Origin of the sequence: Flavobacterium sp. LC2016-13 (assembly GCF_009707955.1) — a bacterium.
In the GTDB taxonomy this organism is placed as follows: Bacteria; Bacteroidota; Bacteroidia; order Flavobacteriales; family Flavobacteriaceae; genus Flavobacterium.
In genome coordinates this window covers 48,095-67,925 of sequence record NZ_WMDQ01000015.1, presented here as the reverse complement: position 1 = coordinate 67,925, position 19,831 = coordinate 48,095, and the positions used below count along the sequence as shown (strand labels likewise).

At 33.9% G+C, this 19,831-nt stretch carries 11 protein-coding genes; all 11 read right to left on the bottom strand.

Annotation, left to right across the window (positions count from 1 at the left end):
- Nucleotides 1-316 precede the first annotated feature (316 nt).
- The 11 genes from GKZ86_RS22485 to GKZ86_RS22435 all read right to left on the bottom strand — a co-directional run bounded on the left by GKZ86_RS22485 (nucleotide 317) and on the right by GKZ86_RS22435 (nucleotide 19,824).
- Nucleotides 317-1,897 (bottom strand): T9SS type A sorting domain-containing protein, encoded by a 1,581-nt coding sequence (locus GKZ86_RS22485; protein ID WP_154785287.1) that lies wholly within the window; start codon nucleotides 1,895-1,897, stop codon nucleotides 317-319.
- 202 nt (nucleotides 1,898-2,099) lie between these two features.
- The gene (locus GKZ86_RS22480) at nucleotides 2,100-3,095 is read right to left on the bottom strand and encodes an isoaspartyl peptidase/L-asparaginase family protein (protein WP_154785286.1); all 996 of its coding nucleotides are present in this window, start codon (nucleotides 3,093-3,095) and stop codon (nucleotides 2,100-2,102) included.
- Nucleotides 3,096-3,425: 330 nt separating this feature from the next.
- Complete coding sequence (locus GKZ86_RS22475) at nucleotides 3,426-4,328, bottom strand: ROK family protein (RefSeq protein WP_154785285.1); 903 nt, start codon at nucleotides 4,326-4,328, stop codon at nucleotides 3,426-3,428.
- Nucleotides 4,329-4,450: 122 nt separating this feature from the next.
- Nucleotides 4,451-5,911: a glycoside hydrolase family 125 protein gene (locus tag GKZ86_RS22470; protein ID WP_154785284.1), complete on the bottom strand. Its 1,461-nt coding sequence runs from the start codon at nucleotides 5,909-5,911 to the stop codon at nucleotides 4,451-4,453.
- A gap of 4 nt (nucleotides 5,912-5,915) precedes the next feature.
- Nucleotides 5,916-8,201 (bottom strand): GH92 family glycosyl hydrolase, encoded by a 2,286-nt coding sequence (locus GKZ86_RS22465; protein ID WP_154785283.1) that lies wholly within the window; start codon nucleotides 8,199-8,201, stop codon nucleotides 5,916-5,918.
- A 148-nt stretch (nucleotides 8,202-8,349) separates the two neighbouring features.
- Nucleotides 8,350-10,614, bottom strand: a complete 2,265-nt coding sequence (locus tag GKZ86_RS22460) for a GH92 family glycosyl hydrolase (protein WP_154785282.1) — start codon at nucleotides 10,612-10,614, stop codon at nucleotides 8,350-8,352.
- Between the two features lie 224 nt (nucleotides 10,615-10,838).
- The gene (locus tag GKZ86_RS22455) at nucleotides 10,839-12,827 is read right to left on the bottom strand and encodes a glycoside hydrolase family 2 protein (RefSeq protein ID WP_228526596.1); all 1,989 of its coding nucleotides are present in this window, start codon (nucleotides 12,825-12,827) and stop codon (nucleotides 10,839-10,841) included.
- A 297-nt stretch (nucleotides 12,828-13,124) separates the two neighbouring features.
- Nucleotides 13,125-14,639 carry a SusD/RagB family nutrient-binding outer membrane lipoprotein gene (locus GKZ86_RS22450; protein ID WP_154785281.1) on the bottom strand — a complete coding sequence of 505 codons (1,515 nt, stop codon included), beginning with the start codon at nucleotides 14,637-14,639 and terminating at the stop codon, nucleotides 13,125-13,127.
- Between the two features lie 12 nt (nucleotides 14,640-14,651).
- Entirely contained in the window at nucleotides 14,652-17,741 is a 3,090-nt protein-coding gene (locus GKZ86_RS22445) for a SusC/RagA family TonB-linked outer membrane protein (RefSeq protein ID WP_228526597.1), read from the bottom strand.
- A gap of 301 nt (nucleotides 17,742-18,042) precedes the next feature.
- Nucleotides 18,043-19,053, bottom strand: coding sequence for a LacI family DNA-binding transcriptional regulator (locus tag GKZ86_RS22440; RefSeq protein WP_154785279.1), 1,011 nt, complete (start codon nucleotides 19,051-19,053; stop codon nucleotides 18,043-18,045).
- Between the two features lie 180 nt (nucleotides 19,054-19,233).
- Complete coding sequence (locus GKZ86_RS22435; RefSeq protein ID WP_154785278.1) at nucleotides 19,234-19,824, bottom strand: murein L,D-transpeptidase catalytic domain-containing protein; 591 nt, start codon at nucleotides 19,822-19,824, stop codon at nucleotides 19,234-19,236.
- Nucleotides 19,825-19,831 lie beyond the last annotated feature (7 nt).

Below are 19,831 nucleotides of genomic sequence, written 5' to 3'. Positions count from 1 at the left end.
TTATTTGTGATTATTTGAACACTCTTTACACTATAAAAAATGAATACATAATAAAATCTCCGTCTTTTATCCAAATATAAATTAAAAACATATTGCAATTTCTATAGCTTAAATAATATTTTGCCAAACACTCCTCAAGATTGAATTTGAAAAAATCAAAAGGCTTTTATTCGATTTATAGTTTCTAAGAACAAAAAAAATACGCAATGATCCAAAGACCTTGCGCATTTTGAAAATAATTTAACTCTTTACAAAGCCATTAATATATTATTTCAGGAAATAATTGGCATTGATTAATTTGAATAAAATCTAATTTTTATTTTATAATTTTTATTGTTTTAGCAGCCTTTCCGTTGCCATTTATTTTTAGAAAGTAAATTCCTTTTGATAAATTTATATTGGATAAATCTAACTGTTCAATATTAGATCCTTCGTTATAATTTTTATTTTTAACCAAATTAGAAACTAAAACTCCTTTAGTATCATATAAATCAACACTCAAATCAGCTGATTCTTTTAATTCTAAACTTAAAGTTGGATAATCATTTACAGGATTTGGACTAATATTGATTTCATTTGCTGTCTTAGCAAAATCAATTGTTGATAATACTTTTGTATTATTTATTCTTGTCATAACAAAACTGCCTTTATTTCCAGCCATAACTATTTTATTATCCGGTTGAACAAGCATCGTTTCAAAGTAATCATGTCCTGATCCAAAATTAGTTGTAAAATAACCATTTGTACCAAATGAAGTGTTTAAAACCCCGCTCAGACTATACGATTCTATACCAAAATTATAGTCACTTGTTAATCCTACGCCATATCCTACAAGCAAATTATTATTGTGATCGATTGTAATATCGTTTGCAAAACTTGCTATATTAGTACCAAAATCTCTTAAAATTTTACCTTTTACTCCAAATGAATTATCTGCAATACCACTTGCATTATATTTTGATATAAAAGCAGAATATTTTACTCCGTCAAAAGATGCACCACCAATATAAATATCATTGTTTTTTGAAATTACACATTTGTACAATAGCGCAATTTTTCCAAAATCTTCTTCAATAAGTCCAGTTCCATTTGATCCAAAACTCTTTACGATTTCACCATTAGCATTATATTTTCCTACGACACAATCAAGTCCGTAATTATTTCTTCCTACGGCTATAATACTTTCATTGTCCGTGAATTTCATATCAAGTATTTCTCCGCCCGAAAGATTAGGAGTAAATACAAATCCATTAACTCCATATGTTTGATCCAAACTTCCGTTTGTATTAAATCGGGCTAAACCAAAGGTATTATATCCAGGCTTATCTATAGATTCAAATGTACCACCAACAACCATTTTACCATCTGCCTGAATTAATAATGCATTTACAAATTGTGAATAATCTACAGTTTCGACTTTAATACCATCAGTATCAAAAGTTGTGTCTAAACTTCCGTTTTCATTATATCTTACAATCATGATATCAGATCGAACTCCCAATTGTGATGGAATATAAGTACTCCCTGCAACAACAATTTTGCCATCTGTTTGCAAAGACACACTTTGTCCTGTACAGTGATTTCCTACTAAAGTTGTTACATATCCGCCAGTACCAAATGTGGTATCTAAAGCTCCGTTAGGTAAATATCTGGCAAGTAAAAAAGCAGAACCGTCAGCATAAGAATTGCTGTTACCTGCTAGTATAATTTTTCCGTCAGATTGTAAAACCGAATCATTTACCAGATTATTTCCAGGAGCTCCCGGAATTCCGGTAAATGTGGTCACTTTACCTCCGCTTCCGAATGTTGTATCAAGTGTTCCTGCCTGAGAAAATGCTGTATTTGAAAATAATAATGAAAGCACTAACGTGCCAAAAATGAGTAAAGTTCTTTTCATTCAATAGCTTTTTAAAGTTTAATTTTAGGTAAAAATTTGAAATATTGATTTTTTTCGATTGCTAATTTAGTCCTATTATACTTATTATCCTAATTGATTTAACAGTCAATTTTAAGCTTTATTTGAAAAAAAATGCGCAAAGATCAAAAGGACCAAATACGCATTTCAAAAACAATTAACTCTCTGTAGAGCCAATATTATATCACTTCAAAAAATAATCCGCATCAATTAATTTATTCCCCGTTTCATCATAAACAGCATAATTAAAACCGCCCTGAACACAGTAAGAACCGTATTCTCCGTTTTTATTTAAAGCAATAAAACCAACCTGAATATCTTTTAAATCTTTATTTCTATTCTTAGTTAATTTCACAATTCTTGCAACAGCTTCTTCGCAGGCTTTTTGAGGCGATTTTCCCTGACGCATTAATTCTACAACCAAATGACAACCAGAAATTCTGATTACTTCTTCGCCATGACCTGTTGCAGTTGCGGCTCCAATTTCGTTATCAACATATAATCCTGCTCCAATAATTGGAGAATCACCAACACGTCCGTGCATTTTAAACGCCATTCCGCTTGTGGTACACGCACCCGAAAGATTTCCGTTTGCATCTAAAGCAATCATTCCAATGGTATCGTGATTTTCGATATTGGCAATCGGTTTATATTGGCTTGTTTTTAGCCATTCCTTCCACTCTTTTTCTGATTCTTCAAGTAGTAAATTCTCCTTTTTAAATCCTTGTTCTAAGGCAAATTGTAAAGCTCCATCGCCAACCAACATTACGTGAGGCGTTTTTTCCATCACGGCTCTGGCTACAGAAATGGGATGTTTAATAAATTCCAGACAAGCCACAGAACCAATATTGGCATTTTCATCCATAATACAGGCGTCTAACGTTACACGGCCATCTCTATCCGGACGTCCGCCATAACCAACGCTTCTTTCTTTTGGATCTGCTTCCGGAATTTTAACTCCGGCTTCTACGGCGTCCAAAGCGCGTCCGTTCTTTTTTAAAACTTCCCAGGCGGCTTCATTTGCTCCAATTCCAAATCTCCAGGTTGAAAGTACAATTGGTTTCTTTACTTTTTTTGAAACCTCAACTTTTTCTTCTTCAGAATTTGTCTGAAAAGATTGTAACGCAACAGCTACTGAAGCTATGGCGGTTGTTTTTAAAAAATTTCTACGATTTGTCATGGTTGTTATTTTTTTAGCTACAGATTAAAGATTTAAACTGATTTTTTTTAATCTATAGAAATCCTTTAATCTGTACCGAAATTTATTTACGATATAAATTAGAAGAATTTTTCGCTTGCAAGCATATATACTATTTCCAGTGTAAGAAAATATCAAACAAAAAATTAACAATTATTTTGAGCCAATTTTTTTCTTTACGTGGTTTCTCAGTTTTTTCCATTATAATTCTTTCATTAGCCATAAATATAAGGATTTAAATTATTTTTGAAAATCTGTGAAAATCTTTTAATCTGTGGCAAAAATTTATTACAAAGTAAATTTAAAGAAAAATCACGAGTTATAAAGTAAACTTGCTGCGCCTAATAAAGCCGCAACTTCATTATCTGTAGAAACCGAAACCTCAACTTCAACTCCCGTTTCTTTAATTTTTTTATTGAAACCAGAAAGGAAAAACTCGCTTGCATTTGCAATCTTTCCTCCAATAATAAAACCATTGGCGTCAAATTTTTCTAACCACGGAATTACAATTTCGGCTAAATCTTCTCCCATTTCCTCGAATACTTTTACAGCCATTTTATCTTCGGCGACAGCCAAATTATAAAGCTCTAATCCGTTGGCAAGATTTTTTTCTGTTAAGGTTTTATAACGATTTAAAAGTCCACGAACCGAAACATAATCTTCGGCTATTCCGTCTTTATAAGGAAGGTTCCAGATTTCTCCGTCTTGCGGAACCAATTCGCCTGAAGAAACAGAAACTCCCCTGTCAATAAAACAGGCTCCAAGTCCCGTTCCCAGTGTAACTGCCATTACTTTTTTAGAAAGATTACCAGCGTTTTTAAACACTTCTCCTTTTCCGAAACAAACCGCATCATTTTCAAAAAGAATCGGAAAATCGCTTGAAAGTTCTAGTGTTCCCTGAAATAAATAACGAACATTAAGACTGTAAAAATGCTCATATTTTGATTGATCTTTGATCCAGCAGATTCCGTTTTCATAATCAAACGGACCCGGCATACAAATTGCCAAACCTTTTACTTTTTCTACTTTTGAATTTTCGATCGAAATACGAATCGCTTTTTCCCAAATAGACATAACAGCTGCAACAGGCAAATTAGAATCAAAAGATTCCTTATGCAACGAAAGATCAATCACTTTCATGTCTATTACATCTATAATCGCTGCAGTAATATGTGTTCCTCCAATGTCTATTCCTACGGCATATTCTTTATTCATTCTTTTATATTTTGAATCATTAAGGATTAAATTGGATTTAATTTTTGATACTTAAATTCATACCTAACAGGTTTTGAAAACCTGTTAGGAGACTTAATCTCTTAATGGTTAATATTTTTTATCTAAATGTTTTTATCTTTTAATATTTGAGGATAATGAATGCTTGTATGAACAATCATTTCTCCAAAAAGTGTATTCGCCCATGCAAACCATTTTCTGGTAAACTTCGCTACGTCATCTTTATGGAATGATTCGTGCATAAAACCGGTATCTGCATTTGTTTTAATCAAATTGCTAATACACGCTTTTATTTCTTTTTCATCTACACTTGTAATGGCTCTCAAAACAATACTCATTGGCCAGATTGTATCAACTCCGGTGTGCGGACCGCCAATTCCTTCGCCTGCTTTTCCTTTATAGAAAAATGGATTATTTTCTGAAAGCACTACTTTTCTTGTATTCAGATAAAGTTGATTATCTGGTTCAATAGCACCTAAATATGGTAACGATAATAGTGAAGGCACATTGGCATCATCCATCATGTGGAAACTGCCGTATCCGTTTACTTCAAAAGCAATGATTTTTCCGAATTTTGGATGTTCGATGATTCCGTTTTCTTTTAAACCTTTTTCAACTTGTTCTTTTAGTTCTTTGGCTTTAGCTACCAAATCTTTATCTAATAAAGCCGGCAAAGAGAAGATTTCGATCAAATAACCCAAAACTTCAATCGCAAACATATTACTCGGAATTAAATAGCCAAATAAAGTACTGTCGTCACTTGGTCTAAAAGTCGAAACAATTAATCCGCAAGGTTTTACAGGATATCCATAACCGCCTAAAGGAACTCCGTCTGTTGCCCAGGCAGTTTGTCTTTGAAAACTATAAGGCCCTTTATCTGTCCAGCGTTGTTGTTCTTTAAAAGTTTGTAACACCAAAAGCATGGCTTCTTTCCATTTACTGTCAAATAAGCTAATATCTCCGGTTTCCTTCCAATATCCGTGCGCTAATCTAACCGGGTAACATAAACTGTCTATTTCCCATTTGCGTTCGTGAATACCGGGCTGCATTTTGGTTAAATCATTTTTCCACTCGCTTTCTTTTGTAAAATCCTTATAAAAAGCATTTGCATAAGGATCCAGTAAAATACATTTTGCCTGACGGTTTATAACGCCTTTTACGAGTTCTGCCAGTTTTTTATCTTCTTTTACAAACGGAATATATGGCCAGATCTGAGCTGTACTATCGCGAAGCCACATAGCATCGATATCACCTGTAATGACATACGTATCCGGTTTTCCGTCAATAATTTCAAAATCTACAGTTGTATCTAATGTGTTTGGAAAACAGTTTTCGAATAACCAAGCCAGTTCAGGATTTGCAATTTGTTTTTTGATTCTGACAATTGCGGCTTCAATTGCCGGACTTGTAAATTTTCTTTCGGCTAACGGAGGTCTTTTGCTGATAAAATCTTTTAATGCAAAATTAAAAGTATCAGATTGCATGGCAAAAACATCAGTTTGAAGCGCTAATAATCCGGCTGAAAAAATGCCTGTATTTTTTATGAATTTTCTACGTGACTGCATACTATTATTTTGAAGTTGAGTAAGAATATGGATAATCTTTTTTTGAAGTTCCTCTTTGTAAATTTGGCGAACTGGTCATATCAAAATTTAATTCACCGCCTTTTAAGATGTCAAAATGATTAATGTAATTGTTTGAATATTTTGAATTATCCCATTTTAATTCCTGAACATATTTATTTATTTCTGAATTATCCGGAGCGTTGATTATAAACTGTTTTCCGTTTTCTAATTGTAGTGTTACTTTTTTAAATAACGGCGCACCCAAAACATATTCGTCTGTTGCGGGACAAACAGGATAAAATCCCATTGCAGAGAAAATATACCAGGCCGAAGTTTGTCCGTTATCTTCATCTCCACAATAACCATCCGGAGTTGGTTTGTACAAACGGTTCATAACTTCTCTTGACCAATATTGTGTTTTCCAAGGTTCTCCTGCATAATTATACAAGTAAATCATATGCTGAATTGGCTGGTTTCCGTGTGCATATTGCCCCATATTCATAATTTGCATTTCGCGGATTTCATGTATTACAGATCCGTAATAACTGTCATCAAAAACCGGAGGTGTTGTAAAAACAGCATCTAATTTTGCCGTAAAATTTTTCTCTCCGCCCATTAAATCAATCAAACCTTGTATGTCATGAAAAACGCTCCAGCTATAATGCATGGCATTTCCTTCTGTAAAAGCATCTCCCCATTTTAACGGATTAAAATTTTTCGGAAAACTTCCGTCTTTATTTCGACCGCTCATAAAACCAATTTCCGAATTATAAAGGTTTTTATAATTCATCATTCTTTTTTCGAATAATTTGATTTCTTTATTTGGACGATCTAAAGCTTTTGCTAATTTCCAAATGGCAAAATCATCGTAAGCATATTCTAGTGTTCTTGCAGCATTTTCGTTGATGCTCACATCATAAGGAACATAACCTAAAGTGTTGTAATAGGAAACTCCTTTCCTTCCAACGGCCTCTAAAGGTCCTTCGTTATTGGCTCCGTGAAGTAAAGCTTCGTATAATGTATTGATATCGTAACCGCGTAATCCTTTTGCATAAGCATCAGAAACTACTGATGCTGAATTATTTCCAACCATTACATCTCTAAAACCAGGGCTTGACCATTCCGGCAAGAATCCGCCTTCTTTATAATCGTTGATTAAACCTTCCTGCATTTCTTTGTTTATAGAAGGATAAACCAAATTTAGCAACGGATATAAAGCACGAAAAGTGTCCCAAAAACCTGTTCCGGCGTACATATAACCCGGCAAAGTTTTGCCGTTGTACGGACTGTAATGTACAATATCTCCGTTAGCATTTATTTCATATTGTTTTTGGGGAAAACAAGTTGCGCGATATAAACAAGAATAGAATGTTTTTAGCTGTTCTTCACTTCCGCCTTCAGCAGTTACTTTTCCTAAAACTTTATTCCATTCTTTTTTAGAAGCTTCTACAGTTTCCTGAAAAGTTGCTGTTCCTAATTCGTTTTTTAAATTCAATTCAGCTTGTTCTGCGCTAATAAATGACGATGCTACTTTTACATTTATTATTTCTCCTTTTTTAGTTTTAAAACCAACTACTGCACCAACATGGCTATTTGTTTTTTCTAATTTATCTTTTTCTAAAGTTTTATCATGCCACGTATGATTTGATGAAAATGGTTTATCGAACACTAAAACAAAATAGTTTTTGAAATTACTTGGAACTCCACCACTATTTCGGGTTGTATAACCTATAATTTTATTTTCTGATGGAATAATTTTGATATATGATCCTTTATCAAAAGCATCGACAACTATTGAAGATTTCTCGTTTTCAGGAAATGTAATTTGAAAATGTGCAGCTCTTTCTGTCGCCGTAATTTCTGTTGTAACATCATAATCTGCCAGATATACGCTGTAATAATATGGTTTTGAAACCTCTGCTTTATGACTGAACCAACTTGCTCTTTCAGCTTCGTCAAAAACCAATTTTCCTGTTACCGGCATAATCGAAAACTGTCCGTAATCATTCATCCACGGCGAAGGCTGATGCGTTTGCTTAAATCCTCTAATTTTTTCGGCAGTATAAATATATGCCCATCCATCTCCCATTTTACCGGTTTGCGGCGTCCAGAAATTCATTCCCCAAGGTCTGCAAATCGCCGGATATGTATTTCCGTTAGAAAGACTGTGCAGCGATTGTGTTCCCATTAACGGGTTTACATAATCTGCCGGATCTAAAGTTTTAACTTGTGCATTTACAAAAATGCAAAATTGTAATACTCCTAAAAAAATTAAACTTTTTAATTTCATCTTCTGTGTTGTTATCCTAACAGGTTTTAAAAACCTGTTAGGTATTTCGTATTGATAATAATACCTACAAGGTTTTGAAAACCTTGCAGGAAATCGAAAACTGAATTCTAATTTCTTAAATCTAAAATCAACAATTTTAAATCTAAAATCATTGAGGTCTGTCTTCTTTCTTTACTCCAAAAGTTGTCGATGGTTTGCTTCCCATAAACAATTTTAACTCTCCGCCTTTTACAATCATATCTTGTGTGATATATGATTTTGTATAAGGTTTTCCGTTATATTCAGCTTTTTGAATATAGATATTTGTTGCGCTGTTGTCTATTGCATTTAAGGTAAATGAAACGTCTTTTTTGTGATGAATCGTAGCTGTATTTACTAACGGACTTCCTAATACATAAACGCCGTTAGCAGGATTTACAGAATAAAATCCCATTGAAGACAATACATACCAAGCTGACATTTGACCTAAATCTTCATTTCCACATAATCCGTCCGGTTTTGTAGAATAAAATTTATCGTCAATTTCACGGATTAATTTTGCTGTTTTCCAAGGTTGTCCTGCAAAGGCGTATAAATATGGAATATGATGATTTGGCTCGTTTCCTTGTGCATATTGTCCGATTAAACCGCTAATGTCCGGTGAAATTTCTTCGCCTTCAACTTTATCTGTTAGTAAGAAAAGAGAATCTAATTTGTCTGTAAATTTCTTTTCGCTTCCAAATAAATCAATTAAACCGTACGGATCTTGTGGCACTAACCATGTATATTGCCATGCATTTCCTTCTACATAATCGTCTTTGCGATGTGCTGATGAAAGCGGATTAAATGGTGTTCTCCAATTTCCATCGGTTAATTTACCACGCATAAAAGTGGTTTCTTTATCAAAATAAAGTTTATATAAATTGGCTCTTTTCGTGAAATAAGTATAATCTTCAGTTTTGTTTAATGCTTTTGCCATTTGGGCTACACAATAATCATCAATGGCGTATTCTAAAGCGTTACCAACGGTTTCCAGCATTTTATCTGCAGGAATATATTCAAATTTCTGAACATAATCCATTCCGTCGCGGGTTTGCATTGCTGTTTTTTTGATCGCTTCGTAAGCTAATGCTGTATCGTAATCTCTATATCCTTTTAAATAAGCGTCAACAATTACGGCAATTGAATGATTTCCGTTCATCGTATTGGTTTCATTACCCATTAGATGCCAAACCGGTAATCTGCCTTGTTGTTCGTAAATTGCTAAAAATGATTTTACAATATCATTAATTTTCTCGGGCTGCGTTATCGTGTACAAAGGATGTAAACCGCGATACGTATCCCAAAGTGAGAAAGTTGTGTAGTTTGTAAAGTTTGCTTTTTTATACACTTTTTTATCTGTTCCCAGATAATCTCCGTTTGCATCATTAAAAATAGATGGTGCAAACATCGTATGATACAATGAAGTATAAAAAACTTTCATTGTTTTATCGTTTGCTTTAATTTGAATTTTATTTAATTCCTTGTTCCATTTTGAAGTCGCAGTTTTTACTGTTTGATCAAAATCCCAATTCGGAATTTCGGCCTTTATGTTTGCTGAAGCATTCTCATAACTTACCGGAGAAATTCCGACTTTTACTAAAACTTGTTTATTTTTTAAAGTTGTAAAATCTAAAACAGCTTTCATTTTTAAACCCTCGCCTTCGTTTCCTGTAACTGCAGTTTTATCATCATATAATGCAATATTTGAAATTGGTTCAGAAAATTCGATAGCAAAATAAACACGCTGATCAGCAGCCCAACCTGCAGAAAAACGATATCCGACAAGTGTGTTTTCGTTTATTTTTTTGATGAAGGTTTTAACCGGTTTATCCCAACCCACACCATCGGCAAGATCTAATAAAACATGATTATCTGTCGTTGAATTGAAGGTATATTTATGAAAACCAACTCTTTCACTTGCCGTTAATTCTGCTTTAACTTTATATTTATCCAATAAAACGCTGTAATATCCCGGTTTGCTTACTTCATTTTCATGAGAGAAATACGAACCATAACCGTTTACCATATCTTCTTTTGTTCCTTTAAAAAGAGGTACTTTTCCTGAAACAGGAAGTAAAAGAATATCATTTAAATCTCCAATTCCGGTTCCGCTTAAATGCGTATGCGTAAATCCTAAAATAGTGTTACTTGCATAATTATATCCGCTGCACCAATCCCAGCCTTCAAAAATATTTATTGGTCCTAACTGAACGGCTCCAAAAGGAACATTGGCTCCCACAAATACGTGACCATGACCGGCAGATCCTATAAACGGATTTACGTATTGTGTGTAATCTGTAGAAGTTTGTTTTGCTTTTTTCTCCTGTGAAATCGCAGGTAAATTAATTAGCATAATTATTGAAAAAACAATGTGCTTGTATTTTGTAATCATTTTATTTGTTTTATTATATGTGATAGAACACGGATATTTTTAATCTCTAATGTTAGACGCACTGCTGTGCGCCTCTACGGAAAATCTTTGAACACAATAAATTAACCGCAAAATTCGTAAGCAAGGATTTACGCAAGGTTCTCAAAACAAACGCACGAGATATGCACCTCTAAAAAAAACCTTTGAACCTTTGCCTCTTAGCACCTTAGTACCTTATTAGTATCTTAGTACCTTTTCAAAACATCGTATAACGAGTAAACTTTAAAAACCGGTTTTTCTATTTTACCTTCAAACGTAATTATTTTTTCTTCTCCGGGTTTCAAATCGAAGTAATTGTCGCTCCATTTTCCGGTATATCCTTTTATGGAAACATTTACATATTTGGCAAACTTTGAAGCTTTTAAAGCTACTTTATTTCCTTTTACTTCCCAAGTAATTTTTGGATCTTCTAATGTTAAATTTATTGGCCTCGTAAGATCTATTTCCGGAGTTTTATCATCTCTGTAGGCTTCTTTCATGGCGTACCACGCTGCTTTGGGTTGTCGATCGTAATAATCGGTTACGCTCCAGCTTGCTACAGGCCAGCAATCATTGAGCTGCCAAACTACTGTTCCCATATTATAGGGTTCTTTTGAACGGTGAATACCAATAATATTTTTCAAAGAATAATATTGCAAACATTGTGTGAGGTACGTATAATCCTCAACGTTCATATTTTTTATTTTCTCTGATTTGATGAAATAGCGATTTAAATAGGAATCTAATTTCATGAAACCTTTTCCGGCTTTTTGATGCGCTTCTAAAATATCTGAATACAAATATCGGTCTTCGGGCAATGTAAATTTTTCGATAGATGAATAAGTCGGCATTGCCTGCATTCCATACTCACTTACAAAACGTCCTGTTTTTTTCTGTACGGCTTCTACATCTTCTAATCCCCACCAGGTTCCCCAATAATGGCTGTCACCTTCGGTAATACTGGCTTTTCTTGACCAATGAAATAATGGCGATGAACTTATATAAGGTCGTTTATCATCTACTTCTTTTACCCATTTTGGAATACTGTCCTGAAACAAACGAACATAATCTTTCCATAAACGAATGGAATCTTGTTTGGGCATTTTCATCATTTTTTGCCATCCCCAATCTTTAAAGGCTTCATCTATTTCATTATTACCGCACCACAAAACAATACTTTTATGATGACGAAGACGTTTTACCTGATATTGAACTTCTTTTTTTACATTGTCAAAAAAAGCATCGTCTCCCGGCACCATTGTTCCGGCAAACATAAAATCCTGCCAGACATAGATTCCGTTTTTATCGCATAAATCATAAAAATAATCATCTTCATAAATTCCGCCTCCCCAAACGCGAAGCATATTCATATTGGCATCTTTCGCCATTCCAATTACTTTTTCGTATTCTTTTTTGGTTACTCTCGAAAGAAAAGCATCTGACGGAATATAATTGGCGCCTTTCATATAAACGGGCTTTCCATCAATTTTAAAATAAAACGATTTTCCTAAACTGTCCGGCTGTTGTACCAATTCTATTTTTCGATCCAGTACATATGGTTTCTCCGGAGTTTTCTCGTCATACGATTCTAATCTTGGTGTTTTCCAGATGCCGCAAGTCGTGAATTTTGGTCCCCAATCCCATCCAAAATGATATTGCGCTTTACGAACATAGGCACGCGGATTATCGGGAATTACAAATGGCAAATCTTTTTTCGCCAATGAATCGACTACATTTTGTGCTGATTTAAAAACGATTACTAAATCATTATTTCCTGATTTAATGATCTTTTTTACATCTACCCGCCATTGACGAAACATGTTATCGGCTTTTAAAACCAATTGATTATTCAGATAAACCGTTGCATAAGTATCTAAACCATCAAAAACGAGTTCTGTATTTTTCTTTTTTAATGTTGATGCATTTATCTGAAAAGAGGTTTTATATTCCCAGTCTTTTTTTTCGATCCATTGTAGTTTTTTTTCGTTGTCACGATAAAATGGGTCCGGTATTGTTTTATTATTTAATAAATCGGTATGTATTTCCCCGGGAATTGTGGCAGCAAACCATTTGTCTGTTTTTACTTCACGATATTGCCAGCCTTCTTTTAAAGCCATGTTCTGGGCATTGACTACAAACGAAAGATTTGCCAGACAAAGACTTATAAACCAATAATAGCTTTTTTTGAGTTTCATTTTTATTGTTACTGCAAATGCAGATTTTTATTATTACAGATAAAATTTTCTATTTTTTTCTCATATTAAATTGAAAGAAATGTGTTCATCGCACTTTGAATTCTGTCGAAAATAATTCCATCTTTTTCAGCAAAATCAACTTTGTATTTTGCGAAAAAAAGGGCACTAAATCTATTGAATTTGGTTCTGAAGCAATTCATTAAATTTAAATAAAATAAAATAGAAATTAAAAATAAGCCGGGCGGCCGACGTACTAGCCACCCGACTTACTTAAACTAACTAATCAAATTATTAAAACTATTTATCCCACCAGATTCTAGTTGTCATTCTGTCTAATCCCTGACGGCTTATTGCTTGCTGATAATTATCTGCATTTGTCAAAAGCTCTGACTGATCGTAGATTAATCTTCTTGGAATTGTTCCGTTAGTTTCTCCCGTAGGATCGTTAACCGGAACTAAAACCGGATATCCTGTTCTTCTGTATTCTGAGAATGCTTCAAAACCGTTGAACAACAATAAAATCCATTTTTGAGTTATAATCTGTTCGATTTTTTGTGCTTCTGTTCCTGCTGTTTTAAAAGGATAAGTCGTGATATAAGTTGTATATTCTGTACCTGTAACTGCCGGTACTTTATCTCCAAAAATAGTCAATACTTCCATTGCAGCTTTTACACCGTTTTCATAATATCCCTGAGCTGATCCGCCAACATTCCATCCTCTAACTGATGCTTCGGCCAATAAATATTGTACTTCGGCATAAGACATGATTAATGTAGGTGCGTCTAAACGTAAAACTGTAGACGTATTTGGATCTGAGAAAACTTTTTTGTCTCCACCCGGAAAATCTTTAGCATCATTTGCAAGACCTTGTTGGTTTGCCGGATTGTTATCTCCTGTTGCTTCTAATTTTGCATAGATTCTTAAACGTGGATCGTTTGTGTTTTTCAATAAATCGATAAATGTTTTACTGAATTTTATATTAGATTCTCCTCCGTTCAAATCATTTCTAACCCAAGATGAAGTGATTGGGTTTGTTTTAACTCCTGCAGGACCTGAATCATGTTGTAAAACAAGACTGTCAGTATTGGAAGCAAAAACACCTTTTGAAACTGCTTTTTCTACATATTCTTTAGCTTTTGCAGGATTTACTTTAGACAAACGCATTGCTACTCTAAGCATTAATGAGTTGGCTAATTTTTTCCATCTTGCAACGTCGCTTTGGTAATATAAATCTGCTGCACCAACAAAACCTTTATTAGCATCTAATGCTGTTCCTGCTTCGTCTAATTCTTTTAAAAGGTCATTGTAGATCGCTTCCTGAGTGTCATATTTTGGGGCAAAAATATTTCCGTTGTATCCTTTTCCGGCTTCGAAATAAGGAACTTCTCCGTAAGTATCTGTCAATTTTTGAAACATCAAAACCTTCATGATTCTTAAAGCCTGAATTGCATTTGAATTTTCATCTGTATTTGGTAAAACAGACATCAATTGAAAAATCTGATTCAAACCTTTACCATACGTTTCTCCAAAAAGAGCTCCTGAATACTCAGAAGAATAAGTGTATTTTGAACCCGCTCCTCCTGGTGAAGAAAATTGCTGTACAATTTGTGCAGCATAAATATTATTTCCTCTTGTATTCGAAAAATCCTGACCGTCTACATAAATCTCCGCAAGTGTAAACATCGATTTTACTGCCGGATCTGTTAAGGCATTTGGATTCGTATTCATTTCTTCGAATCCTTTATCGCATGATGCTAATGTCATTGCACTAACAATTGCGATACAAAATATTTTAATATATCTATTTTTCATCTTTTTTTATTATTAGAATTTGACATTAAGTGTTAAACCATAATTTCTTGTCAAAGGCATTGAGGCTCTTTCCATTCCCTGAGCGTTACTATTAGAATAGTTTGATTCTGGGTCGATGTTTGGCACTTTGTCATAAATTGTCCATAAGTTATGGGCAGAGAATGCTAAACTGATCGATTGGAAAGGTGTTTTTTCGATATACGATTTTGGGAAATTGTAGCTAAAAGAGATTGCTCTTAGTTTTACAAAATCAGCATCATAAACAAAATTTGATGTTACATCACTATAACTTCTCCAGTAATCGTATGCAGAAACTGTTGTGTTTACAGGATTTCCGTTAGTATCAGTTCCTGAAACAGCAACTCCTCCTTCACGACCTGGAAGTGAAGCTTCAGATAATCCGTAACGCATTCCTAATTGGTTTGTTGCAGAATAGATTTCTCCTCCAAATTTAGCATCTACGAAAACAGAAAGTGTGAAATTTTTGTATGAGAAATCATTTGAAAGTCCCATAGAAGTTGGTGCAACACCTTGTCCGGCAATAATTAAGTTTCCTCTTAAGAATTTTCCACTTGGATCAAGTACAATATTTCCGTTTGCATCTCTTAAATAATCGTAAGCTTTGATAACTCCAAAAGGCTGTCCTTTTTCTAATACTACAGAAGCTCTTGCATCTCTGTTTCCTTCTAATGATTTGGTATCAATTTTATCAGAAAGACTAACTACTTCACTATTATTGTATGCAAAATTATAACCAACGCTCCATGCAAAATTTGGTGTTTTTACTGCTTTTACATTTACTGCAAATTCAACTCCTTTATTCACGATTTCTCCCACATTAATTTTTGTAGTTCTGTAACCAGAAGCCTGAGAAATATCAGCATCAGCAATATCGTTTGTAGTTCTTTTTTGGTAAAAAGTTAAATCTGTACTTAATCTGTTATTGAAAAATGTATTTTCAAAACCAAATTCGATCGTACTTACATTATAAGGTTTTAAGAATTTGTTTGGAACTGTTTCTCCATTAATACCTAAAATTGGCTGTCCTTGTGAATTTGTTTGTCCGTCTGGCGCCGTATACGTTAGTGATAAAGCATAAGCGTCCGGCAAAGCTCCACCAACGTTACCCCAACCTGCTCTAATTTTACCATAAGACATCCATTCCGGTAATTTGATTACTTCAGAATAAATGAAACTGGTACTTACAGATGGATAAAAAGTACTGTTGTTTGCAGGATCTAAAGTTGAAAACCAATCTTCACGACCTGTTAAACTTACATATAAGAAATCTTTGTAACCTAAATCTGCAGAATAAAACAATGAGTTTACTTCACTTTGTGAAAACTGTTTTTCTGTTTTTTCCGGTTGTGTATTGGCATAGAAATATTTGAATGGAACAATAAAGTTGCTTCCTCTCATTTTAATTCCACTCATTCTGTTATCCTGACGGTTTGCTCCAACAAAAGCATCTAACGAAAGATTTTTAACGATATCGCCTTTGTATCCTAAATAACCTGAAGCATTAAACTCTGAACGGTTTTGAACTGTATTTTCATAAGCTCCACCTGGAGAATAGTTAATTCCTGTTGGTTCAATCTCTGTAAATTCGTAATTAATATCATCAATACCAACAACAGCTTTTGCGTAAATTTTATCAGTAATGTTATAATTTACTTTTGCAGAACCTATAAAACGTTTTCTAAGGTCGTGATTAAGATCTTCCTGTGTTGCAAAATATGGATTTGTCTGATATACATTTGATTGAAAATAATCTGCTTCTCCTCCATTTTGATCATAAGCATTGTTGATCCATCTAATGTCTGTTCCCGGAGTCATAAAAGTAATTGGGAAAGATGGGTTTCTTGGAGAGTCATTCAAATACGGTCTGTTATTACTTTTCTCAGAAATATACTGTGCATTTGTCTCTATGCTTACTTTTTTGTTTGGCGCTGAATTTAAACTCAAAGTCACGTTATTTCTTTTGAAGCTTGTGCCCGGAAGAATTGATTCGTCTTTCGTATTTCCGAAAGATAATCTGAAATTAGTCGTTTCATTTCCACCAGAAATTGCCAAAGTATTACTGAAAGAATATCCGGTTCTGTAGAAATTTTTAACGTTGTCTTGCCCGTACGCCTGGTATGGTCTCGTAATTCCGTCGATACCAATAGATGGAGTTCCGTCGTATTTATCACCCCATGCAAAATAATATGAATCTCCAAGTTCCTGTGCGCTTGCAAATCTTGTTGCAACACCATTTACAGGCGCTCCCGCTCCGTATTGATCTTGCCAGCGTAAAAGAGTTGCAGGAGTATTAAATGTAGAGTTTGTACTAAAATCTACTCCAATTCCTGTTCCGCTTTTTCCTTTTTTAGTCGTAATCAAGATAACACCGTTTGATCCTCTGTACCCGTAAAGTGCAGAAGCGGCACTACCTTTTAATACTGACATAGAAGCAATATCGTCTGGATTGAAAGATGACATACCATCTCCTTTATCAGCTCCTCCATACATTCCTGCATTTCCTTGCTGACTGTTATCGATCGGAATTCCGTCTACAACATACAAAGGCTGGTTAAGTCCTGAAGCAGAAGTTGCTCCACGAATTACAACACGGCTTGAACCAGATGGTCCTGTAACCGGTGCTGAAACGTTAACTCCGGCAATTTTACCCTGAAGTGCATTTCCTAAGTTAATTTCCTTGTTTTTTGTTAAGTCATCTCCTTTCAGTTCTCCAACTGCGTAACCTAAACTTTTTCTTTGTTTTTTAACTCCAAATGAAGTTACTACAACATCTTTTAATTCTTGTGCATTTTCTACTAATACAACTGAAACTCTTGTTTCAGTTTCCTGAAGAACTATTGATTTTGATATAAAACCTATAGAAGATACATTCAACGTAACTTTACCTTCCGGAACATTCATTTTAAATCGACCTTCGGCGTCTGTAACTGCGCTAAATGGTTTTCCTTGAACCTCTATGGATGCAGCAACAATTCCCTTGTTATCTGCATCTGCCACTACGCCTGTTATTAATCGGTTTTGTGCTACAGCTCCTAAGCTGGTAAACAACACCATTCCTAACACTGCTAATAATCGTTTCATAAGCATTTTTTTTGGTTTATTTGTTTTGATTTTGTTTTGTTTAATCTACTTGTTTTTAAATAATTAATAAAAATTTGAACTCAATTTTAATATGGCATTCTAAGGTCTCCACCTCTTGAATACTATGGGATTACGGGTAACTTATATCTTCTTATTTTTATGAAATCGATTTAGTAAAATGACTAAAAAAAAATAATTCTTTTCTCTAATTTTGACCAAATAATGAGTACTAAAACGATTTAGTAAAAGGTGTAAAAAAAAACAAATTACTTTGCTTTTTTGTCTTTATATATTTTTGGAATCAAACAGATTCTCTGATAATCAATTTTCCTTTTTTAAGGCTTTTTTCTACTTCAAACGATTCCATATCCGTCATCTGGCGCATCAATAATTGTATCGATTTTATGGCAATATCTTCTATTGGCTGTGCAACAACGCTAATTGTTGGCGTATGCAACTTAAAACTATCATGGTCATCAAAACTAATTACGGAAATATTTCCCGGAATTTCAATTCCCATATCTTTAAACGCCTGTAGACCTGTAAGTCCCATATAATTCGTCAGGAATAAAACAGCATCAATTTGAGCATTTTTCTTAAAGAAATTTACGATTGATGCAATTCTGGCTTCTTCACTAGAATGATATTCCATATGAAGCACAAGGTTTTCATTATAAATTCCTTCTTCTTTTAAAGCATCACGATAGCCTTCTTCCCGCAATTTCATCTGAACCATTTCGGATGTATTGTTAACAAGAGCAATATTTTTACAGCCTTTATTAATCAGGAATTTAGTTGCAGAATGTGAACCTTCGTAGTTATCCATTACGACATGGCTTACTTTTTGCCCCGGAAAATACCTGTCGATTAATACAACGGGTTTTTTCAATTTTAAAAGTAAATCAATACTCGATTCCAGATTTTGAGTCGGCGTAATAATAAAACCGTCCACATTTGCTTGTAAAAGACTGTGTATTAATTCTTCTGAACGTTCATCATCATCGCCTGTACTGCAATAAAAAACTCTGTAATCAATATTTTTGGCTTCATCTTCAATTACTCTCGCCAGATCAGAAAAGAACTGGTTGGAAATATCTTCAACAATAAGCCCAATTGATCTTGTTTTTCCAGTTCTTAAACTGGTCGCAATCATGCTTGGTCTATAGTTGAGTTTTTCAGCTACTTCCTGCACTTTTTTAATTACATTAGCACTAATTCCCATTTTTTCTCCCTTACCGTTAATAACAAAAGAAACAGTAGATATCGATACTTGTGCTTGTGTAGCAATATCCTTAATTGTAATCTTTTTCATTGAGTTAAGAAATTTTTAGTAATCATGTTAATGATGTCACAAATATATGGAAAAACATTTACTAAAACGATTTTGTAACTTTTTTTTTGAACGAATCATTTTTTTAAACTCAAAAAAAAGTATTATCCTTAGTAATTACAAGTATTTACCGAAGAATTTATTTTTTCATTACTAAAATGTTTAGTAATAAATATGTAAGATTATTTTTGATTTAGAGTTATCAATTATCTTTTGTAGTTTCTTAAAAAAAGCATCATTTACCATCGGGCAACCGTGACTATTTGCAATATAATAATCTTGTTCTTCATCCGGAACGGCAGAATATGAATGCAAAACTATAGCACGTTTAAAAGCATTACTATTGGTTTCATCCAACCCAAATAATTTGTATGATTTTCCAAACATTCCGCTATAAGGTTTACCAATTGCATATCGGCCTAATGAAGTCGTATTTGTATTAGGTTCATTGCTAAATTTCAATTCTCCCCTAACATTTGTTTCAGAACCGGAACCATTGGCAACAAGTCCCTGATCTAAAATTTTATCATTGACTAAATCATAAACAAAGAATCGGTTTTTACCGGATTTAATTCTCATATCAACAAAAAAAGCAATTTTAGTATTGTATCCGGGATTACTTTTTATCATTGCTTTAACCTCTGCAACCTGACCGTTAAACCTTTCCATTTCAAGCTCAGTTAATTCGGTATTTTTATTTGGATTCCCAAAAAAACTGCATGCAAAAAATAATATTAGATTGAAAATTTTCATAAGTGGT